Origin of the sequence: Acetobacter sp. JWB, from assembly GCF_003323795.1 — a bacterium.
In the GTDB taxonomy this organism is placed as follows: domain Bacteria; phylum Pseudomonadota; class Alphaproteobacteria; order Acetobacterales; family Acetobacteraceae; genus Acetobacter; species Acetobacter oryzifermentans.
This window is the reverse complement of the sequence record NZ_CP030871.1, coordinates 2,073,680-2,095,059: the sequence shown is the minus strand read 5'-3', so window position 1 is coordinate 2,095,059 and position 21,380 is coordinate 2,073,680. Positions and strand designations below refer to the sequence as shown.

19 protein-coding genes are annotated in these 21,380 nt (G+C 53.7%); 11 read left to right on the top strand and 8 right to left on the bottom strand.

Going from position 1 to position 21,380, the window contains the following annotated elements; translation table 11 throughout:
- Positions 1–216: 216 nt before the first annotated feature.
- The 5 genes from DS739_RS09890 to parC all read left to right on the top strand — a co-directional run bounded on the left by DS739_RS09890 (position 217) and on the right by parC (position 6,440).
- Positions 217–1,344 carry an aromatic ring-hydroxylating dioxygenase subunit alpha gene (locus DS739_RS09890; RefSeq protein WP_006117467.1) on the top strand — a complete coding sequence of 376 codons (1,128 nt, stop codon included), beginning with the start codon at positions 217–219 and terminating at the stop codon, positions 1,342–1,344.
- A gap of 165 nt (positions 1,345–1,509) precedes the next feature.
- Positions 1,510–2,307, top strand: coding sequence for a 30S ribosomal protein S2 (rpsB, locus tag DS739_RS09885; RefSeq protein ID WP_006117466.1), 798 nt, complete (start codon positions 1,510–1,512; stop codon positions 2,305–2,307).
- A 134-nt stretch (positions 2,308–2,441) separates the two neighbouring features.
- Positions 2,442–3,347: a translation elongation factor Ts gene (gene tsf, locus DS739_RS09880; RefSeq protein WP_035351905.1), complete on the top strand. Its 906-nt coding sequence runs from the start codon at positions 2,442–2,444 to the stop codon at positions 3,345–3,347.
- A gap of 18 nt (positions 3,348–3,365) precedes the next feature.
- Positions 3,366–4,154: a DNA repair protein RecO gene (recO, locus tag DS739_RS09875; protein ID WP_035351909.1), complete on the top strand. Its 789-nt coding sequence runs from the start codon at positions 3,366–3,368 to the stop codon at positions 4,152–4,154.
- Between the two features lie 78 nt (positions 4,155–4,232).
- Positions 4,233–6,440, top strand: a complete 2,208-nt coding sequence (gene parC / locus DS739_RS09870; RefSeq protein ID WP_006117463.1) for a DNA topoisomerase IV subunit A — start codon at positions 4,233–4,235, stop codon at positions 6,438–6,440.
- Between the two features lie 10 nt (positions 6,441–6,450).
- Here parC and DS739_RS09865 read toward each other — a convergent pair whose 3' ends face one another.
- The 3 genes from DS739_RS09865 to DS739_RS09855 all read right to left on the bottom strand — a co-directional run bounded on the left by DS739_RS09865 (position 6,451) and on the right by DS739_RS09855 (position 9,901).
- Positions 6,451–7,224, bottom strand: a complete 774-nt coding sequence (locus tag DS739_RS09865) for an arginyltransferase (protein ID WP_035351966.1) — start codon at positions 7,222–7,224, stop codon at positions 6,451–6,453.
- Between the two features lie 74 nt (positions 7,225–7,298).
- Positions 7,299–8,303: a porphobilinogen synthase gene (hemB, locus tag DS739_RS09860; RefSeq protein ID WP_006117461.1), complete on the bottom strand. Its 1,005-nt coding sequence runs from the start codon at positions 8,301–8,303 to the stop codon at positions 7,299–7,301.
- Positions 8,304–8,419: 116 nt separating this feature from the next.
- Entirely contained in the window at positions 8,420–9,901 is a 1,482-nt protein-coding gene (locus tag DS739_RS09855; RefSeq protein WP_006117460.1) for an amino acid permease, read from the bottom strand.
- A 180-nt stretch (positions 9,902–10,081) separates the two neighbouring features.
- On the opposite strand from DS739_RS09855, the gene glyA reads away from it, so the two are divergent.
- A complete protein-coding gene (gene glyA / locus DS739_RS09850) occupies positions 10,082–11,374 on the top strand; it encodes a serine hydroxymethyltransferase (protein ID WP_006117459.1) in 1,293 nt (430 codons plus the stop codon).
- A 39-nt stretch (positions 11,375–11,413) separates the two neighbouring features.
- On the opposite strand, the gene DS739_RS09845 is transcribed toward glyA, so the two are convergent.
- Positions 11,414–12,472: a succinylglutamate desuccinylase/aspartoacylase family protein gene (locus DS739_RS09845; protein WP_006117458.1), complete on the bottom strand. Its 1,059-nt coding sequence runs from the start codon at positions 12,470–12,472 to the stop codon at positions 11,414–11,416.
- Positions 12,473–12,636: 164 nt separating this feature from the next.
- Here DS739_RS09845 and DS739_RS09840 point away from each other — a divergent pair, with 164 nt between their 5' ends.
- The gene (locus DS739_RS09840) at positions 12,637–13,845 is read left to right on the top strand and encodes a glycosyltransferase family 4 protein (protein ID WP_006117457.1); all 1,209 of its coding nucleotides are present in this window, start codon (positions 12,637–12,639) and stop codon (positions 13,843–13,845) included.
- Between the two features lie 15 nt (positions 13,846–13,860).
- Positions 13,861–14,970, top strand: a complete 1,110-nt coding sequence (locus tag DS739_RS09835) for a glycosyltransferase (RefSeq protein WP_006117456.1) — start codon at positions 13,861–13,863, stop codon at positions 14,968–14,970.
- Here the strand turns inward: DS739_RS09835 and DS739_RS14500 are convergent.
- A complete protein-coding gene (locus tag DS739_RS14500) occupies positions 14,921–15,373 on the bottom strand; it encodes a C-terminal helicase domain-containing protein (RefSeq protein WP_240190195.1) in 453 nt (150 codons plus the stop codon). The genes DS739_RS09835 and DS739_RS14500 overlap by 50 nt on opposite strands.
- A gap of 53 nt (positions 15,374–15,426) precedes the next feature.
- Positions 15,427–16,122, bottom strand: coding sequence for a DEAD/DEAH box helicase (locus DS739_RS14495; RefSeq protein WP_240190194.1), 696 nt, complete (start codon positions 16,120–16,122; stop codon positions 15,427–15,429).
- 129 nt (positions 16,123–16,251) lie between these two features.
- On the opposite strand from DS739_RS14495, the gene DS739_RS09825 reads away from it, so the two are divergent.
- Positions 16,252–17,283 (top strand): mitochondrial fission ELM1 family protein, encoded by a 1,032-nt coding sequence (locus DS739_RS09825; protein ID WP_006117454.1) that lies wholly within the window; start codon positions 16,252–16,254, stop codon positions 17,281–17,283.
- A gap of 25 nt (positions 17,284–17,308) precedes the next feature.
- Here the strand turns inward: DS739_RS09825 and DS739_RS09820 are convergent, their stop codons facing one another.
- Entirely contained in the window at positions 17,309–17,503 is a 195-nt protein-coding gene (locus DS739_RS09820; RefSeq protein WP_006117453.1) for a hypothetical protein, read from the bottom strand.
- A gap of 41 nt (positions 17,504–17,544) precedes the next feature.
- Positions 17,545–18,435, bottom strand: a complete 891-nt coding sequence (serB, locus tag DS739_RS09815; RefSeq protein WP_039892069.1) for a phosphoserine phosphatase SerB — start codon at positions 18,433–18,435, stop codon at positions 17,545–17,547.
- A gap of 51 nt (positions 18,436–18,486) precedes the next feature.
- Here serB and miaA point away from each other — a divergent pair, with 51 nt between their 5' ends.
- Positions 18,487–19,479, top strand: coding sequence for a tRNA (adenosine(37)-N6)-dimethylallyltransferase MiaA (gene miaA / locus DS739_RS09810; protein WP_304466177.1), 993 nt, complete (start codon positions 18,487–18,489; stop codon positions 19,477–19,479).
- Between the two features lie 14 nt (positions 19,480–19,493).
- Complete coding sequence (gene ilvB, locus DS739_RS09805; RefSeq protein WP_006117449.1) at positions 19,494–21,344, top strand: biosynthetic-type acetolactate synthase large subunit; 1,851 nt, start codon at positions 19,494–19,496, stop codon at positions 21,342–21,344.
- The last annotated feature ends 36 nt before the right edge of the window (positions 21,345–21,380 follow it).

Sequence of the window (21,380 nt, the reverse complement as noted above, 5' to 3'; positions counted from 1 at the left end):
GCGCAGCGTACAAAATCGGCTAACCTTCCCACCCATGTGATGGCGCGGCAGGGCTGAGCAAAAAGCAGCTTCAATATCTTGAAGGCGTCATCCCCGCCCATGTTTGTTCAGGCAGTTTCGTGATGCGGAATTGTAGGGCACGTGGGCATAGGCATGTTTTTAAGGTGATGTTGTTCCTGCTGCATCGGCCTTGTTGGATTCTGAAAGGGTGACGTCATGCTGGTGGAAGAGGCCAAGGGAAAACAGGCGGACGGTTCTAATACGCCGCATTATGATCTTCGGCAGATCGATTGTGATCCTAATTTCTGGTACCCTGTGGCGTGGTCGCACAAGGTGCGCCCCGGCAAAACATTTGCCGCGCGTTATGCTGGCCACCCCATCGCACTTATTCGCCCTGAATATGGGCCTGTTTATGCGCTAGAAGACCGTTGCGCACATCGGCAGGTGCCGCTGAGCAAGGGCGTTGTGGATGATAAGGGGTGTGTAAAATGCTGCTACCACGGCTGGGCATTTGACCGCGCAGGTAAATGTGTAACCGTGCCTTATCTGAACAAGGAAGGGGTGGGCCGTCCGGTTAAGTCTTACCCTTGCCGTGAAAAAAGCGGCCTGATCTTTATCTTCCCCGGTGATCCGGCTTTGGCTGATAAAGTGCCCGTGCCAGACGTGGCGCAGGTGGGGAACCCGGAATACAAAACCCGCATGTTCAGCCCGCGGCTGAAATGTCACTACACCTTTATGCATGAAAACCTGATGGACATGAACCATCAGTTCCTGCATCGGCGGCAGATGGGCTCCATCACGGCGCGCTTCTTGGGGCAGGATAAGGGTGATGATTTTCTGGAAGCACGCTACAGCTTTGCCCGCAAAGGTGGTAATCAGCCGCTGGCTGAAGCCCTGATTTTTGGCAAGCATCATGACTACGAAGACCGGGAGCAGCCGGTTGAAGAAGTTGTGTCCATCCGTACCACCTATCCATATCAGACACTCCAGATTCACGATAAGGATGGCGATCTGATCATGGATTTGTGGACATCCTATGTGCCGCTGGGTGAAACACAGCAGGTTACGCAGGCGTTTGGTCTGCTTTCTGTTAAAAAACCCAAATGGAACTTCCTGCTCAATCTGGCATGGCCTGCGCTGGGTATTTTCACACATCGCATCTTTGAAGAAGACCGCGAAATTGTGGAAATGGAACAGAACGCATGGCGTGAACTGGGCGGAGATCACAACGTTGAAGTGTTCCCTGTTGTAAAGTCGCTTCGTGCTCTGCTGGCGCGTAGTGGTGTGCCTAACAAATACGCCCATCCAGAAGAAACAGTCTCCAAGGCAGAAGACGCAGCCTGAAAAGAGCGTTTTTTATCTTGTCCGAGCGCAAAAAAACGGCCATAAGGGCCGCGCTCGGTCAAGGCCGGGAGCATAACGCACGCGAGGAAAACACCATCTGGTGCTCTGCCTGTCCGGCAGGGTAACGTCTCGCGGAGGAATAACCAGAAAGGTAGGAATACGCTTATGGCGATGCCTGATTTTACCCTTCGTCAGCTTCTGGAAGCTGGTGTTCACTTTGGTCACCACACCCGTCGCTGGAACCCGCGCATGGCGCCGTATCTGTTCGGTGTGCGCAACCAGGTTCATATTATTGATCTGCAGCAGACTGTTGGCCTGCTTGATCGTGCTCTGCAGGCTATCCGCAACACTGTTGCTGGTGGTGGCCGCGTTCTGTTTGTTGGCACCAAGCGTGCTGCGCAGGATCCGATTGCAGAAGCAGCTCGTCGTTGCGGTCAGTACTACGTCAATCACCGCTGGCTCGGCGGTATGCTGACAAACTGGAAGACCATTCAGGGTTCCATCAAGCGCCTGCGTGGCATTGAAGAAACGCTGGACGGCGCAACCGCTGGTCTGACCAAGAAAGAAATTCTGGACATGACCCGCCAGCGCGACAAGCTGGAACGCTCCTTGGGCGGGATCAAGGAAATGGGTGGCCTGCCGGACATCCTGTTCGTGATCGACACCAACAAGGAAAAGCTGGCTATTGAAGAAGCCAACAAGCTGGGTATCCCGGTTGTGGCTATTCTGGACAGCAACTCCGATCCGCGTGGTGTTACCTTCCCGATTCCGGGTAACGATGATGCCATCCGCGCTATCGGCCTGTATTGCGATCTGGTTTCTTCCGCTGTTCTGGACGGTATTTCCGCAGAACTGGGCGCTTCCGGTCAGGATATCGGCGCTGCTGAAGAACTGCCTGTTGAGCCTGCTCTGGAAGCCGCTCCGGCAGCAGAAACACCGGCACCAGCACCGGCTGCAAGCTAACGGAATACACAAACAGCCCGGTTATCATGCCGGGCTGTTTTTTCCTGCATGAATGCCTGCATTGGCAGGCCATGGAATATTCCGGTTCGCGCCCCTAAGTGGGCGCGTTCGGGTTTTTCAAGGAGTATAGAATTATGGCGGCAATTACGGCTGCACTGGTCAAGGAACTGCGCGAAAAAACTGGCGCAGGCATGATGGACTGCAAAAAAGCACTGAACGAAGCCAACGGTGATATCGAAGCCGCTATTGATTGGCTGCGTACTAAGGGCCTTGCTGCTGCGGCAAAAAAATCTGGCCGTGTTGCTGCTGAAGGTCTGGTAGGCGTTGCCTCTGCAGACAAAGTGGCTGCCATGGTTGAAGTAAACGCTGAAACCGACTTTGTGGCCCGTAACGAATCCTTCCAGAACTTTGTGGAATCCGTTGCTAAAGTTGCGCTTAAGGTTGGTGAAGATCTGGAAGCCATTAAGGCTGCCACGTTGGAAACCGGTCGTACCGTTGCTGATGAACTGACGCATCTGGTTGCAACCATCGGTGAAAACATGACCCTGCGTCGGGCACGTGTGTTTACTGTGCCGTCTGGCGTGGTTGCTACCTATGTTCACGGTGCCCTGCGCCCCGGTCTGGGCAAGATTGGCGTTCTGGCTGCTATTGAAGCCCCGACCGCTGATGAAGCTATCGAACAGCTTGGCCGTCAGGTTGGCATGCACGTTGCTGCCACACGTCCTTCCGCTCTGGATGTTACCAGCCTTGATCCGGCAGAAGTTGAACGTGAACGCGCAGTGCTGATTGAACAGTCCCGCGCTTCTGGCAAGCCAGAAGCTATCATCGAAAAGATGGTCGAAGGCCGCATCCGTAAGTTCTACGAAGAAGTTGTGCTTCTGGAGCAGGTATGGGTGCATGATGGCGAAACCCGCGTGAAAGACGTGCTGAAGAAAGCTGGCGTTAAGCTGGTTGGCTTTGATCGCTTCCAGTTGGGTGAAGGCATCGAAAAAGAAGAAGATGACTTTGCCGCTGAAGTCGCCAAGGTTGCTGGCGTCTAAGGTCGAGCTTTCCGAGTGATGGACAAGGGCGGGACTTCCTATGAAAAGGAGGCTCCCGCCCTTGTGCTTTTTGCAGGTGTGCAGGGCGAAACCAGCGCACGCATACACGTTTTAACAGAAGATTACGGCCCTCTGCGGGGTATAGCCTATGGCGGTGCCAGTAAAGCGGGCCGCGCCCTATGGCAACCGGGCAATGTGGTTAAAACCAGCTTTCATAAACGCAGCGCCGCAGCACCATTACAAATTTCTGGCGAACTACTTTACGCCTGTGCTGCACGATTGCTGGATGCTCCGCTAGCGCTAGGCATGGTGCAATCTGTTTGTGTGTTGGCGGATGTTACGTTGCCAGAAGCTGATCCTTGCCCATTTCTTTTTGCAGAAACTGTGCGTTTACTTACCTTTTTGGGGTATGATCCTGTTGTTGCAGAACGGGAAGGTATGCCACACGTAGTGCGGTGGGAAATGGCACTGCTGGTAACTTTAGGTTTTGGGCTGGACCTTTCCGCTTGTGCGGTTACCGGTAGCACAGAAAATCTACATTATGTCTCACCACGTACGGGGCGCGCAGTTAGTGAGGAAGGTGCAGGAGAGTGGAAAGATCGGCTTTTGCCACTTCCGTCTTTTTTGCGAGATACAGAACAAACCGGTCATGCGGCAGATTGGTTGGCAGGTTTACGCCTAACAGGCCATTTTCTGGCGCGCGATGCCTTTGGCCAGCGCCATTTACCCTTACCCGCAGCACGCCAACGGCTCTATGATCGGCTGGAAATGCGTGTTCTGGCAGACCAAACACCTATAACCGAGTAGCGCAAGACTGGCACAACCGATACGAGGGCTGTATGTCTTGTTTTTAATGGATCATGCACAGCTTTCCAGGGATGGCAGATGAGCGAAACCGCAGGACATATTGAGGAAACAAAACTGGCAGAGGCGCTGAGTGAGCGTTATCTGGCCTATGCGCTTTCCACCATCATGTCCCGCTCTTTGCCGGATGTGCGGGATGGGCTTAAGCCAGTGCATCGGCGCTTGGTTTATGCCATGCATCAGCTCCGGCTAGATCCGGCTTCTGGTTTTAAAAAATGCGCCCGCGTGGTGGGTGATGTTATTGGTAAGTTCCACCCTCATGGTGATGCTTCTGTTTACGAAGCGCTGGTGCGGCTGGCGCAGGATTTTGCCGCACGTTACCCGCTGGTAGAAGGGCAGGGGAATTTTGGTTCTGTTGATGGTGATAACCCGGCCGCCATGCGGTACACGGAAGCTCGCCTGACAGAAGTTGCCGTGGCCCTGTTGGACGGCATTGAAGATGATGCCGTAGATTTTCGCCCCACCTATGATGGTGAGGAGCAGGAACCCGTTGTGCTTCCATCGGCTTTCCCCAATCTGCTTGCCAATGGTGCGGCAGGTATTGCTGTGGGTATGGCCACCAGTATTCCGCCCCATAATGCAGCAGAAGTTTGCGCTGCTGCTGCTTTGTTGGTGCGTAAACCTTCTGCCACTACGCAGGAGCTGCTAGAGCTTATGCCGGGGCCGGATTTTCCCACCGGTGGCCTGATTGTGGAAGATTCGGATGCTATTTTGCAGGCGTACGAAACAGGCCGTGGCAGCTTTAGAATGCGTGCGCGGTGGGAGGTTGAACAGGGCCGTTTTAGTACGTGGCATATTGTGGTTACGCAAATTCCGTATCAGGTGCAGAAATCTCGCCTGATTGAGCAGATTGCTGATTTGCTGGATCAGAAAAAACTGCCTCTGCTAGGGGATATCCGTGATGAAAGTACGGATGAAATTCGTCTGATTCTGGAGCCCAAAACACGCGGTATAGAACCAGAAGTGCTGATGGAAACATTGTTTCGCGCCACACCGCTGGAAAGTCGCTTTGGCCTGAACATGAATGTGCTGGGGGCGGATCGTTCACCCGGTGTAATGGGGCTTAAGCAGGTTATTCAGGCATGGTTGAACCATCGGCATGAAGTGCTGGAACGCCGAAGCCGCCATAGATTGACAGCGGTGGAACGGCGGCTGGAAATTCTTTCGGGTTTTCTTGCTGTTTATCTTAACCTGGATGAGGTTATTCGCATTATTCGGGAAGAGGATGATGCTAAGGCCAGCCTGATAGCCACGTTCAAGCTAACAGATTTGCAAGCAGAATCCGTGCTTAACATGCGCCTGCGGAGTTTGCGGCGCCTTGAGGAGATGGAAATCCGCAAGGAGCATGATGCGCTTTCTGCCGAGCAAGCAGCATTAATGGCATTGCTTGATAGTGAAAAACAGCGCTGGAAAACGATCGAGCGCGAATTAACAACCATGATCAAAGCTTTCGGGAAAGGGCGTTTGGGTGAGCGTAGAAGCACTATCCTTTCTGCACCCAAGCCTGTTGATATTTCCGTGGTGGAAGAAGTTGAGCGCGAACCACTCACCATGATCCTTTCTCAAAAAGGATGGGTGCGTGCGGTTAAAGGCCATAATGTTGATCTGGAAAATCAGAAGTTTAAGGAAGGGGATGCTTTCAAGCTGGCTATTCCTTGCCAGACATCAGATAGGCTCTGCTTCTTTGCAACAGATGGGCGAGCCTATACCGTAAAAGGGGCCGATCTACCGCGAGGCCGCGGGGATGGGCAGCCTATTCGCCTGTTGATTGACCTTTCCAACGATGAAGACCTTCTGGCTGTTTTCCCGATAGAAGATGGCAAACGCCGCTTGGTGGCTTCAAGCGCTGGGCGTGGCATGCTGGTGGAAGAAGAAGCCTTGGTGGCGGAAAAACGATCGGGCCGACAGGTGCTGAACCTGAAGGAAGGCGAGTTTGCCCGCATATGTGTACCCGCAGAAGGAGACCATGTTGCCGTTGTGGGGGATAACCGGCGATTCCTGATTTTCCCATTGGAGCAGTTGCCCGTCATGGCGCGCGGCCTTGGTGTGGCTTTGCAGAAATACTCGGATGGAGGAGGGTTGCGCCAAGCTGTGGTGTTTACTGCAGCAGATGGGCTGCACTGGCCGGGCACTGCGCGTGTGCGCCAGTTTGCTGATCTGCAAGATTGGGTTAGCCGCCGCGCGGCGGTTGGCAAAGTTGCGCCACCTTGGGCGGGTAAAAAGCCTTAAGCACTGCCGCTTAGAACAGAGGGCCTTCCGGAAACGGATGGGCCCTTTCTGTTTTGGGGGGATAGTTTAGGTCCAACTTCTGCCATGTGCCATTGCGCAAAATTTCTGCGGGCTGAAAGCGTTCTTTGTAAGCCATTTTAGGGCTGCCCGGCACCCAATACCCCAGATACAGGTATGGTAACTCCATCTGCATGGCTAATTCTGCCAAGGAAAGAATGGCAAAACTGCCGAGAGAACGTTGAGGGCAGTTAGGCTCATAAAAGCTGTAAACAGCAGAAAGCCCATCTTCCAGAACATCAATCAGGCTGGCGGCCATTAAGGTGGCGTCTGGTGTACGAAATTCGACAAGTCGCGTATCTACAGGCGTTTCTTCCACCATAATCCGGTAATCATGCATGGACATGCCCGCCATTTCACCATCGGAATGGCGGCTATCCAGATATCTGCGGAAGAGTGTGTATTGTTCGTCTGTAGCGGTAGGGGGCAGGAGGCTGCGCATAAGATCAGCATTCCGCCGGACTGCGCGTTTTTGTGTGCGATGAGGCGTTAGGTTTCTGACAGGCAAACGAATAGGAATGCAGGCAGAGCAACCATCGCAAATAGGTGCGTAAGCCAGGGTATGGCTCCGCCTGAAACCGGCATGGGAAAGGCGGCTGTGTAGGAAGTTGGCATCCGGAGTTGCAAGATCCACCAGTATTTTACGCTCAATGCGATTGGGCAGATACGGACAGGCACCGGGTGGCGCGGTGTAGAAAAAATGCGGCCTGTCTTGCGATGACGTCATGGGGAGAAATGATCCCGCAACAAAATTATGGGCCAGAAAACTCTGGCCCATATGCCGTGATATTGACTGGCAACTTATTGGCCGAAAGATGCCCGGATACGTTCTGCAGCTTCAATAGCAAAATACGTTAAAATGCCATTGGCACCCGCGCGGCGGAAGGCCAGCAGGCTTTCCATAACGGCGCGTTCATGATCCAGCCAGCCATTGCGGATGGCAGCCATCAGCATCGCATATTCACCAGATACCTGATAGGCAAAGGTGGGCACGTGGAATTCATCTTTCACACGGCGGATGATATCCAGATACGGCAGGCCGGGTTTGACCATCACCATATCTGCGCCTTCAGCAATGTCCATTTCTACTTCACGCAGGGCTTCATCGCTGTTGGCAGGGTCCATCTGATAGGTTTTTTTATCACCTTTCAGCATACCGCCAGACCCCAGAGCATCACGGAACGGGCCGTAAAATGCGCTGGCGTATTTGGCCGCGTAGGACATAATCCGGGTGTTAATCAGCCCGTTGCCGTCCAAATCACGCCGAATAGCCTCAATACGGCCATCCATCATGTCTGATGGGGCAATAATGTCTACACCGGCAGCAGCCTGATTTACTGCTTGCTGGGAAAGAATGGTTACGGATGGATCATTCACCACGTAGCCATTTTCAATCAGACCATCGTGGCCGTGGCTGGTGTAGGGGTCCAGTGCTACGTCACCAATCAGCCCGACGTTTGGAAATTCTTTTTTAAGCAGGCGGGCGGCCCGGCACATCAGGTTATCCGGGTTTGTGGCTTCCGTGCCTTTTTCATCCCGCGCTTCTGTGGGCGTAATGGGGAAAAGGGCCAAAGCCGGAATGCCCAGCTTTGCAGCGGGCTCAACATGTGCGGCCAGTTTATCCAGCGTTACACGGTGTACGCCGGGCATGGAGGACACCTCGGTAACCGTGTTGGTGCCTTCCATAAAAAAGATAGGCCAGATGAGGTTGTTGATGCCCAACGTATTTTCAGCAACCAAGCGGCGCGTGAAATCATCAATCCGGTTGCGCCGGGGGCGAGCCAGAGGAAAACGGCCAGCCATCATGGGCAGGATCTCCTTGCTGCTGCCTGCGGGCGTGGTGGGGTGCTTAAAAGAACCCCCACCACGGCGGGCGGGACAGACGGGTGAATGCTGCCTAGAAGTATGCGCGCCTGTGCGCTTTATGCAACCCTGTCTGGCGGAATGCTGGGTCGCGCTAATGCGCTATGGTAACGGCCATAGGTAAGGTAAATCACCATCCCGATGGCCAGCCATACGACCAGCCGGATCCATGTCAGTCCATCCAGCGAGACCATGACCGTGCCGCAGGAGAGAATACCCAGAATGGGAATAATGTCTCCGCCGGGAACCCGAAAGGCACGTGGATGATCAGGTGCCTTGCGGCGTAGGATCATTACGCCAGCGCATACCAGAATAAAAGCCAGAAGCGTGCCGATGGATGTCATGTGCCCCAGCTCAGAAATAGGCAAAAACGCGCTTAGCAGGCAGATGATAAGCATGAAAAAGACGTTGGACATCCAAGGTGTCTGATATTTTGGATGTGTGGCGCTAAACATGGGGGGCAGCAGACCATCGCGGGACATGGCAAAAAACACGCGGCTCTGGCCTAAAAGCATACCCATGAGCACGGATGTAAACCCACAAATAATGCCAATTTTGATAGCAAGTTGCAGCCATGTATAGGGCGTGCGGTTAATGGCTGTGGCTACCGGGGCGGCATCTCCCAGCATGTCTTTGTAATTGACCAGACCGGTCATTACAAAAGAGAAGCAAACATAAGCCAACGCGCAAATGAGCAAGCTGCCCAAAATACCAATGGGCATATCACGCGCCGGGTTTTTGGTTTCCTGCGCTGTGGTGGAAACGGCATCAAACCCCACATAGGCAAAAAAGATGGTGCCCGCAGCGCGCATGATGCCAGACCAGCCATACTGCCCAAAGGTGCCTGTATTTTGTGGGATAAACGGGTGATAGTTGGCCGGGTTGATGTAGTGGATGCCAAAGCCAATGAACGCCGTAATCACCAATAGTTTGATGACCACCACAACGGCATTCACCATAGCGGATTGCGAGATCCCGCGAATAAGGATCCATGAAACCAGGCAGGTAATAAAAACTGCGGGCAAGTTCATCAGCCCTGAAACCATGCTGCCATCAGGCATCTGCACGGTTTCAAAGGGGGAGGTCGTAAGCCGTGGGGGCAGCACGATCCCCCACGAATCCAATAAGGACACCACATACCGAGACCAACTAACCGCAACAGTGGCCGCGCCAACGGCGTATTCCAGCACCAGATCCCAACCAATAATCCATGCCATCATTTCGCCTAGCGTGACATACGCATAGGTATAAGCACTTCCCGCAATGGGGATCATGCTGGCCAGTTCGCTGTAGCAGAGCCCGGCAAAGCCACAGGCAATGGCTGCAATAAAAAAGGAAAGAACCACAGCAGGTCCAGCATTTTCAGAAGCAGCAATGCCGGTAAGAGAAAATAGTCCAGCCCCAATTGTGGCGCCAACACCCAACGCTACAAGGCTTCCCGGCCCCAGAACACGCTTAAGCCCCGGTGCTGCCTGTAGCTTGTCTAGCGGTAAACATCGCGTAAATGCCGATGTTACAGAGGGGGCAGACTTCTGCTCCATATATTTTTCTCCTGTCCGGGCCGCACGGAAAGCGGTAAGAAGCCTCCAACGGTCTTTTTTCTATAAACAGGCCAGCAGCACATCCTGGCAAGATGTGTTTCTAACGTAACAAACGGACACCGCCTGCCGCCCGGCAAATATGCTGGTGAACATATTGTCTGATTTTGAGGGAACACCTGAATGAGCCACACGGATCTGGATCGCTTTTTCCATGCGTCTCTAGCCCAGACTGATCCGGATGTTGCAGCCGCCATTGAAGGCGAGCTGAAGCGTCAGCAGGAAGGCATTGAACTGATAGCCAGTGAGAACATGGCGTCTGAAGCTGTGCTTCAGGCTCAGGGCAGCGTGCTAACCAACAAATATGCCGAAGGTTATCCCGGCCGCCGCTATTACGGGGGCTGTGTGGAAGTGGATAAGGTTGAAAACCTTGCCATCGACCGCGTGAAAACCCTGTTTGGTGCCGCATTTGCCAACGTGCAGCCGCATTCTGGCGCCAACGCCAACCAAGCGGCCTTTATGGCTATGGGCAAACCGGGTGACACGGTGCTGGGCATGAGCCTTGCCGCTGGTGGCCACCTTACCCACGGTGCAGCCCCCAACTATTCTGGCAAATGGTTTAATTCCGTGCAGTACGGCGTGCGTCAGCAGGACGGCATGCTGGACTATGAGGAAATGGAACGGCTGGCGCGTGAGCATAAACCATCCATTATTGTGGCTGGTGGCTCTGCATATCCGCGCATTATTGATTTTGCCCGCTTCCGCCGCATTGCGGATGAAGTTGGTGCACTTCTTATGGTGGATATGGCGCATTTTGCTGGTTTGGTGGCTGCTGGCCTGTATCCGAACCCGCTGGAATACGCGCATATTGTAACCTCCACCACGCATAAAACTCTGCGTGGCCCACGTGGCGGTCTGATCCTGACCAATGACGAAGCATTGGCTAAAAAGATCAACTCTGCTGTGTTCCCCGGTTTGCAGGGCGGCCCGCTGATGCACGTTATTGCCGGTAAGGCCGTGGCGTTTGGTGAAGCCCTCCGTCCGGAATTTAAGGAATACCAGAAAGCGGTGCAGAAAAACGCAGCCGTTCTGGCCGAAGTTCTGGTGGAACGTGGGTTTGATATCGTGACAGGTGGCACGGATTCACACCTGCTTCTGGTTGATCTGCGCCCCAAAAAGGTAACTGGTAAAGCTGCGGAACAGGCTCTGGAACGCGCTGGTATTACAGCCAACAAAAACGCTATTCCGTTTGATCCGGAAAAGCCCGCCATCACTTCCGGTGTGCGTTTGGGCAGCCCGGCAGCAACGGCTCGCGGCTTCCGTGAGGAAGAGTTCCGCCAGATTGGTGAAATGATTGACGAGGTTCTGACAGCTCTGGCCGCTTCTGGCGGTGAGGGTAACAGCGAAGTTGAAAACGCTGTGCATGAACGCGTTAAGGCTCTGTGCGCTAAATTTCCTATCTATAGCCGCGCATAATAATTTCGCCTTTTAGGGTATCAGAACGGGCATGTAGGCTTAGGCTTGCATGTCCGTTTTGTTATTAAGGCGCTTGGCAAGCCTTACGGCTGTATGTCCCCGGCGTGGGCGTAAATTGGGCATAACCAAGATACAGTTATTATAGGGCGTACGAATTTCATCTTGCCCATCAAAAGCAATAACAGTGCCCGCCTTACGGATAACGCTGCCACTTACAAACGGCTGCACAAAAACAAAGCGAGATGTCAGCGCCCGTACGCAGTCTGTCACCACAGCTTGCCGTACAGGTTCTGAAGGTGGTGCGAATGTAGGAGCGGAAGGGAGTGTGCCGGTTTGTGCCAGAAACAGGCGGGTGCTCAGCAACGCTTGCTGTGCGGCATCTTTTTGCCAGTGTTGCCCCGCTTCCAATAGGCAAGCACGCGTATATGAATGTGGCGTATTAAAGCGGGTGTAATCAATCAGCCTTAATCCATCCTCATGTCCACCATCCTGAACAACAGCAGGTGGGTTGGGTTGCGCGCCAGATACGCAGCAGGCAAGGTCTCGGCTGTTTTCCGCCATGCTGCACAGGAAAAGGGGTTGTGCTGGCCAGAGCATGGTGTGGATATCTAAAAGAATATCTACCGTTTCCAGCACAGGCAGCACTTCGCGTACGCGTTGCATTTCGACAGATGTGTGCGCCGAGTCAATTAACTCCGGCTGCCATAACCGGTTCATGTCTTCTTCTACAAAGCGGGATAAGGTGGGGCATGCGGGGTTAAAGGTTTTATAAGCAGCCAGATTAAGAAAAATCAGGCTTAATCGCCCATGTAACGGGCGTAATGGCAGCCTAAGAAGCTGTTGCAGGGCATAGGCCCCAGCGTATTCGTTGCCATGCATCAGGGCTGTAACAGCCACATGGGGGCCGGGGCGGCGGCTTTCAAAATGATGCACACCTTGAATACCGCAGTTTCCCGCAATCCACGGGCTGATGTCTGGCGGTGGATATTCAATACACACAGCAGGCAAAGCGGGGGGAGAAGGCGGGAGTAAGGCAGACACAGCCCGAAAACGAAATGCGCTATCGGGCCGCACATGCCGCTTGGATGCACAACTCATAACCCGCTCTCCAGATATCTAGTGGGAGAAGGTATTTCGGCGTGTATGGGGGAATGAAAAAAGGAACAGCACCGCATGTGCAAAAGTATGCGGTGGGTTGTGCAGGGCTGCAATCCCTGCTTTGTCTCAACTTTCTTCTTATTTTCAGGTGACGGACAGTACGAGTGACATCTTCTCTTCATCCTCTCCATCACTTGTGGCGTCTGTTTCCTGTAGCCCAAAGGCGGCGTTTATTGGCCAAGGCTACTGCTTTGCTTGCCCCTAAAGCGGTTAGCCCCACGCCTATTGCTGATGCAAACGTGATTATTGGAGGAGAGCTTGGCCGGGGTTCTGGCTTGGGTGAAGGGGCCAGATTACTTCTGCGTGGTCTGCTTTCTCAAGGGGTAAAGGCAGAAGGTGTAGAAGCAGGCCTGCTGCAATCGCAGGGGAAGGCAGTGCTGGATTCTGTTTTTGCAGATCCAAAAGCGGCTTTGGTGCTGCATGTAAATGCGCCACAAACGCCAACAGCCCTTTTGCGTTTGGGCCGCAAACATGTGCTCGGGCGGCGCATTGTAGGTTATTGGGTGTGGGAACTACCGGTTGTCTCCTCAGAATGGCATGCAGGTGTACCTTGTGTGCATGAAATCTGGACTCCTTCCCACTTTAGCGCACAGGCGCTGGAACCTCTTATGCCCGGCCGGGTCAAGGTTGTGCCTTACCCATTGGCGTGTGTGCCTCCGCAGCCTTCTAAACTAGACCGTCAGGCTTTTGGGTGGCCCGAGGATGCTGTGGTGGTACTGGTTTCTTTTAGTCTTGCGTCCAGCTTTGAACGTAAGAACCCTTTGGCTGCTATAGCGGCATTTCGACAGGCATTTGGAGACAGAAAAGACCGTCTGTTGGTCATGAAAATATCTGGTGCAGATCATTATGCAGCAGATATGCAACGCCTGAAGGACGCTACGGGTGGCGCACAGAATATCCGTTTTGAAAACCGTATGCTGCCAATGCCAGATGTGTACGCCATGACACAGCAAGTTGATATTGTGCTTTCCCTGCACCGGAGCGAAGGATTTGGGCTGGTGCCCGCAGAAGCCATGCTGCTGGAACGTCCTGTTATAGCCACAGATTGGTCTGCCACAGCAGAATTTCTGACATCAGACTGTGGTTGGCCAATTTCTTACAAACTTGTAACAGCTACAGATACGCGGGGCGTGTATCAGGTGCCTCAAGCTGTGTGGGCAGAGGCAGATATTGGGTGTGCAGTGGAAGCATTACAAACTCTTGCAAATGATGCCAATAAGCGCCGTCAGCTTGGGCAGGCCGCTGGTAAGGCAGCATTGCGGGCTTTTGGCCCCACCCCTTTACTGAACGCCGTAGCTGCGTTGCAGAAGTAGATTAGGAAAAGTGGTTTGAGTGGCATACGGGTATTTATCTGGCAGTGGGGGCGCAAAGGGGCGGGCCCGCGCATTGCTGCGGAACTTGCCAAAGCCCTGAACACGTTACCCAACACGTCTGCTGTTCTTTCTCTTTCCTGCGGGGCGGAAGTGCTGCAGGCTGAGCCTGATCTGCATAACGATGTACCAGTGCGTACATATAAAAGCCTTTCCAGCTTTTTCATGCGTTTGTTGCAAGCTCCATATATGCTGCACGCATTGGGCCGTATGTTACGCACTGTTCAGCCTGATGTTGCTATATGTGCCATGCCGGGGCCGCTTGATCTGATTATGGTTGCAGCTTTGCGTAAAGCTGGCGTGCCCGTTGTAGTGCTGGTGCATGATGCGGCAGCACATCCCGGAGATGGTTTTGTTGGGCAGATGTTTTTGCAGCGTCTGCTTATTTTGTTTGCTGATGTTCCGGTTACATTAAGTCGGCATGTGGCTGCCCAGCTTGAACGACAATGGTATATGCGTGGGCGGCGTGCGCTGGTGGCTTTTCATCCACCGTTTGCGTTTGTTGCGCCGCAGGGGCAGCAAAGTGCGCCTTTTGCGCATAAAGGGCCTGTTAGGCTGCTCTTTTTTGGCAGGTTGCTGTCTTACAAAGGTTTGGATCTGCTGGCTCAAGCTCTTACAGCCATGGATGCACAAGCCCATTATATCTGCCGTGTTGCAGGCAAAGGGCCACATAGTGCGGAGCTGGAGCAGTTGGCATCTTTACCTAATGTGCAGATTGAAAACAGATGGGTGCCGGAAACAAAAGTCAGCCAGCTTCTGGCATGGGCAGATGCGCTGGTGTTGCCTTATAGAGAGGCAACGCAAAGTGGTGTAGGTGCCGCAGCCCTTGCTGCCGGACGTTGGGTGATTTCAACAGATGTTAGTGGTCTGGTAGAACAGTTTGCAGGACAACCTAATGTGCTGTTCTGCAAGCCAGAAGCCCAGAGCATTGCGGTAACGCTTACGGAATTTATAAAAGATAAGCCTGCCGCTACCCCAAACGCACAAGGTAAGCAAAAGGCAGAGCAGGCATGGCAGATTATGGCCGAACAGATTTTGAACGGCGTGAAGCAGCTTGAGGAGGCTTAGCCACAGGCAGGGCTTGTTCGGCGCTGATAATCCGTAATTTCACCTGTGCGCCAACCTCAATCTGCCGTAGGCTTTTGCGATCATCCATTGTGCATAACGTAAGAGCAGACCCTTTTTCTCCGCCGCGCCCTGTGCGGCCAATACGGTGCAGATAGGTTTCTGGCTGATCTGGCACATCGTAATTGATGACCTGTTTTACAGAAGGCACATCCAGCCCACGTGCCGCAACATCTGTGGCAACAAGAATAAAGAGCCGTCCGGATTCAAAGCTGGCAACTGTGCTGGTGCGTTTATCCTGCGCAATGTCCCCATGTAAAGGAGCCGCAGCAAGGCGTGCTTTTTTGAGAATAGCGGCGAGCTGATCTGCTTCTGCCTTTGTGCGTACAAAAATAATACTCCGCATTTTAGGCGCACGGCTAAAAAATTCTTTTATAAAGCCCGGCTTCTGAGAGGGATCTAAAAACAATGCGGCCTGACGAATGGGCCCGCGCTTTTGGGGGCTTGTTCAATGCTGATTTCAACCGGCTTGTGCAGCAGGTTTAAAAGCGTGCTTTTAAGACTTTCGGGTTGGGTAGCGGAAAGCACCAACGTTTGCCGCATGGATGGCAGATAGGAGAGCAGGGTTTCTGTATCTTCCTGAAATTCGGGAGAGAACAGGCGGTCGCCTTCATCCAGAACCAGATATCCGCATTCTGAAAGATCGCAAATCCGGTTGGAAACAAAATCCAGCAAGCGGCCCGGTGTTGCAATCAGAATGCGTCGGCCAGTTGCTTGCGCAAGAAAATGCTCCTGCTCAGCCCGGTCAGATCCGCCAAACAGCGGCACAAGGGTCACCGCAGTTTGCTTCTGGCCTTTTTTGCTTTCTTCCAAACAGGTGCGAAAAACTTTTTCTACCTGCAAAACCAGTTCACGCGTGGGCACAAGCACCAGTACAAAGCGTGGCTTGCGAGATTTCAGCAGCTTCTGGCTAAGCGGCAAAGCATAGGCAGCCGTTTTGCCCGTGCCCGTGGGGGCACGCACCAATACATCTTTGCCATCCAGAATGGCAGGAATAGCAGCCTGTTGCACTGGAGTAGGGGCAGCCATGCCCGCCTGCTGCGCATGTGCGCATAATGCTGGATCTAGGCCCAGATCATGGAAACTGCCGGACATTGTGTTGCCTTTCTCCTTATCTGGAATGCGCAAACACGCCTTGCACGCTTTCCGTTCCAGCGGCAAGGAGAGAAAGACACGGGAGCGCTTTTCAGCACTCTCCCTTGCGCAACAGAGGAATAACGCATCATGGCGCGTGCAGATTACGCCGGAACCCCAGAGGGTTCAAATATGTCGTCTTGCGGAACGCAGGCGGGCGTTGCTGCCTTTGTGGTGGGGGAAGATTTTGCTGGCATGCGGTCGCAGGCTTTGGGGCTTGTGGCACGTGCAGGGTGGAATGGCACTTTCCATCCGATATGCCCCAGTAAGCTGGCCCGTGTTATGCTGCGTGGGCCGCACTGGCTTGGTAAGCCTTTTTTGCGCGGCAGCGATGGGGCGGAACTGGAAGAAAATCCTGCGTTTGCGCAATCCTCTGTTGTGGTGAGTATTGGCGGTAAGGGTGGAGAAGTTGGCGCTGGTTTGCGCGGCTCACACCGGCCTGTGGTGCAAATTCAAAATCCGCGCAAAAATCTGTCACGGTTCGATCTGGTTATTGCCTGTCGGCACGATGATATTGCAGGCCCCAATGTTTTGCTGGGGCGCACAGCGTTGCACGGCCTTACGCCAGAAGCGCTGGAACAGGCGCGTGCAAAATGGCAGCCACAGTTTGCAGAACTGCCACGCCCTCTTATTGCAGCCTTGGTTGGGGGCTCAAATGGTCGCTTCCACTTTGGAGAGGCAGAAGCCCATCGTCTTGGGCAGGTTCTGGTCGAAACCCTTAAGGCGGAGGGGGGCAGTTTGGTTGTTACTCCTTCTCGGCGCACAAGCCCGGCAGCCATGAAGGTGCTGAAAACCATTGTAGAAGGCGCGGGTGGACATGTTTGGAATGGGGAAGGGGAAAACCCCTATGAGGGCCTGATTGCCTGTGCAGATAACCTGATTGTCACAATTGATAGTGTATCAATGATATCAGAGGCTGTTGCTGGGTGTGCGCCAGTAACAATCTACCCTTTGCCGGGCCGTTCTCGCCGGATTACCGATTTTATAGAAGAGCTGGAACTTGCCGGGCGGGTGCATGTGCTGGAAGAAACAGAAACGCGCCTTCCTGCCCCGTGGTTGGCGTTACCGCTGGATGATACACCTTATATTATTAGGGAACTGCATAAACGGCTTGGTTTTTAATCAAGCCGTTATTGTGTGCTGTGTTCTAGATCCAGATAGACCCAAGTAGAATAAGTGTGCCCACAATAAGTGCGGCCACATGGCGCATAACGTGCTCTGGCGTGTCTGGCGGCAAGTTTAGGTAAAAAACAAAGCAGTAAACCATCAGCCCACACCCAACAATCACGCAGATTGCACGGACGATGGGATAAGTTGAAATATCACGCGGATCAAACTGCATAATCTTTTCCTTATGCCGTCATGCCAAATGTACTGAACTGATTAGTCCTTGATAAATGCAGAAGCAGGATACCCTTGCGCAAACAGAACCGTGCGTAGGGATGTATGATTGATCTGGGCTGTAATCTCCTTGCGCACAACCGGTTTGGCGTAAAATGCCATACCAAGCCCGGCCTTGCGCAACATGGGCAGATCATTTGCACCATCGCCAATAGCCAGCGTGGCTTCTGCGGGCAGATGATGGGTGGCTGTTAGCTTTTCCAATAGGCTCAGTTTTGTATCTGGCCCCAGAACAGGTTGGCCGGTTGCGCCTGTCAGGCAATCTTCTGCATCAAAAAGCAACGTGTTGGCGTGGTTTTCATCAAACCCGCACAGGGCGGCAACCTTGGAGGTAAAAAAGGTAAAGCCGCCAGAAACCAGTGCAGTGTAAGCGCCGTGTGCGTGCATGGTTTGCACCAGTTCACGCGCGCCGGAGTTGAGTTTGACGTCCTTCCACGCTTTTTCCAGCAAGGAGGCGGGGAGTCCCTTCAGCAGGGCCACGCGCTCACGCAGGGAGGCTGCAAAATCCAGCTCACCATTCATGGAGCGTGCAGTAATGGCGGCTATTTTTTCACCAATACCGGCATGGGCTGCCACGTCATCCAATGTTTCATTGGCCACTATGGTGCTGTCCATATCGGAAACCAGCAGCTTTTTACGGCGCGTGGCTGTATGGGTCAGCACCGAATCTATGGGCAGGGTATTCAGCGCTTCCCGCACGGCTGGCAGCTTGCTGGCTGCACTTTCCGTGCAAGGAATATCAACTGCTTCCCCTGCTGAAAGCACAGTGGCTTCTGCAGTGGTGGCCAGAATGTCGCGCACCAGTGCAATGGTGGCGGTATCAAGGGGTGTTGCCTCACGCTGGGCAACAAGGGTCAGAACAAGGCTCGTCATGGCAAAGGGGTGTGTGGCAGGAATGCAGGCATGAGGCAAGCAGAACACCATATGGGCAGACTTGCGGAGCCTTCCGCCAATCTGCCCGCAGCACTTATTGTGGCCGGGCCCACATGCTCTGGCAAATCCGCTCTGGCGTTGGCATTGGCCCGCAGATTGAACGGCGAGATTATTAATGCCGATTCTATGCAGGTTTATAAGGATCTCGATGTTTTAACGGCCCGCCCCAGTGCAGAAGATGAGCAGCTTGTGCCGCACCGGCTTTACGGTGTGCTGCCAGCGGAAGAAAAAGGCAGTGTGGCATGGTGGCGAGAGCAAGCTTTGGCCTGCATGCAGCAGGCATGGGCGCAAAACCGTTTGCCCATTTTATGTGGTGGTACAGGGATGTACTTGCATGCCCTGACACATGGCTTGGCCATTATCCCAGATACAGGGGATGAGGCCCGGCAGGAGGCCCGCCAAAGTGTGGCGCAGTATGGTGCTCCAGCCTTGCATGCCCGCCTGATGGAAGTGGACCCTGAAACAGCCTGCCGCCTGCGGCCTGTAGATTCCCAGCGTGTTTCGCGCGCATGGGAGGTGTGGCGTGGCACTGGGCACGGGCTGACATGGTGGCACAAACAGCCGGGCTTGCCGCCTGCTGCTTGCCGGTTTGTAGCTGTTCGCCTCAATCCGGAGCGTGCGGAACTGCGGGCGCGCATTGCTGCAAGGTTTGAGAACATGCTGCGCAATGGTGCTGTGGCAGAGGTGCGGACATTACTGGCCCGAAAGTTGGATACCAGCTTACCAGCCATGCGTGCGCACGGCGTGCCAGAACTTTCTGCCATGCTGCGTGGAGAAATAACCGAGCAAGAAGCCACGCAACGGGCTGTGCAGGCTACAGGGCGTTACACAAAGCGGCAAGCAACGTGGTTTGCGCACCACAGTTTGGCAAAAAAGGGCTTGGAATGCACAGTTGATGCATCTTTTTCTGATTTTGCGCAATTTTCGGAAAGAAAATACGAAGAAATTGTATCTTTCGTTCTCCGTGGGATTGACGCTACCTGATTCGAGGCCTAAAGATGCCGCCTGTCCCATTTCCGGGAAGAGAGGATAACATGACACTCAAAACTGCTTCGGCACCATCAGACGCACGGAACACACCAGCCCTTTCTGGTGCGGAAGTCCTTATGCGCGCGCTGGCTGAGCAGGGTGTGGAAGTTATTTTCGGGTACCCGGGCGGGGCGGTTCTGCCTATTTATGATGCCCTGTTTAAGCAAAACCAGATTCGCCACGTGCTGGTAAGGCACGAGCAAGCGGCTGTTCATGCGGCAGAAGCCTATGCACGCTCTACCGGTAAGGTGGGTGTTGTGCTGGTTACCAGTGGTCCGGGTGCTACAAATGCCGTTACCGGCTTGCTGGATGCCATGATGGATTCTATCCCGCTGGTGTGCCTGTCTGGCCAGGTGCCCACAAGCCTGATCGGGAATGATGCTTTTCAGGAAGCAGATACCACAGGTATTACGCGGCCTGTTACCAAATACAATTATCTGGTGCGCAAGCCCGAAGATCTGGCGCCAACGGTGCATGAGGCTTTTGCCATTGCACGTTCTGGCCGCCCCGGCCCGGTGCTGATTGATCTGCCCAAAAACATTACTGTGGGTGATGCGCCATACATGGATGCAAAGGAAATTGCACCACGTACGGAAAGAACGCAGGCCAAGCCGGATAAAGATGCTGTGGCCCGCGCCGTAAAGGCCATGAAAAATGCCAAGCGCCCTCTGTTTTATACGGGTGGCGGCATTATCAATTCTGGCCCGCAGGCGAGTGAAGCCCTGCGCAAACTGGTTAAGATGACGGGCTTTCCCATCACCTCTACGCTGATGGGCCTTGGGGCTTATCCGGGCACCGATTCCCAGTTTCTGGGTATGTTGGGAATGCACGGTACTTACGAAGCCAATCTGGCGACGCATGATTGCGATGTGCTGATTGCGCTGGGCAGCCGGTTTGATGACCGCGTGACCGGGCGTGTGGATGCGTTTTCTCCCACATCCTTTAAAATCCATGCGGATATTGATCCGGCACAGATCAACAAGATCATCCACGTAGATGAAGCCATTATTGGTGACGTGGGTGAAACCATCGCCATGATGCTTGAGGAATGGGAAAAAGAACCCGCCTTCACGCATCAGAAAGAACTGGCTGAATGGTGGAACCGGATTGATGCATGGCGTGCGCTGGATTGCTTGCGCTTTACGCAGGATCAGGCTCCGGATGCGGTTATCAAGCCCCAGCAGGCGATCCGCCGCATTTATGAACTGGCTCGTGAAACCGGGCGCGATACCTATGTTTCAACCGAAGTTGGGCAGCATCAGATGTGGGCTGCGCAGTTCTTCCAGTTCGATCATCCCAACCGTTGGCTAACATCTGGCGGCCTTGGCACTATGGGTTATGGCTTGCCCGCAGCCGTTGGCGCGCAGATTGCGCACCCGGATGCATTGGTAATGGATATTGCTGGTGAGGCTTCTACCCTGATGAATATTCAGGAACTGGGCACTATTGCGCAGTATCGTCTGCCGGTAAAAATCTTCATCATCAACAACCATTACATGGGCATGGTGCGCCAGTGGCAGGAGTTGCTGCATGGCTCGCGCTATTCTGAAAGCTACAGCGATGCGCTGCCAGATTTTGTAAAGCTGGCAGAAAGCTTTCATGGCACGGGCCTGCGTGTCACGCAGCTTAGTCAGTTAGATGATACCATTCGGCAGGCACTTGCGCATGATGGGCCGGTGATTGTGGATATCTGCGTGGCGGAAGGCGAAAACTGCTTCCCCATGATTCCTTCTGGCGCTGCCCATAATGAAATGATTTTGGGGCCAGAGCAGGAAGAAAGCGGAGCCAAGATCACCAAGGAAGGGCAGATGCTGGTCTGAGACCAGTTGGGGGTTGCCCTCAAGAGTTTCTTTCTT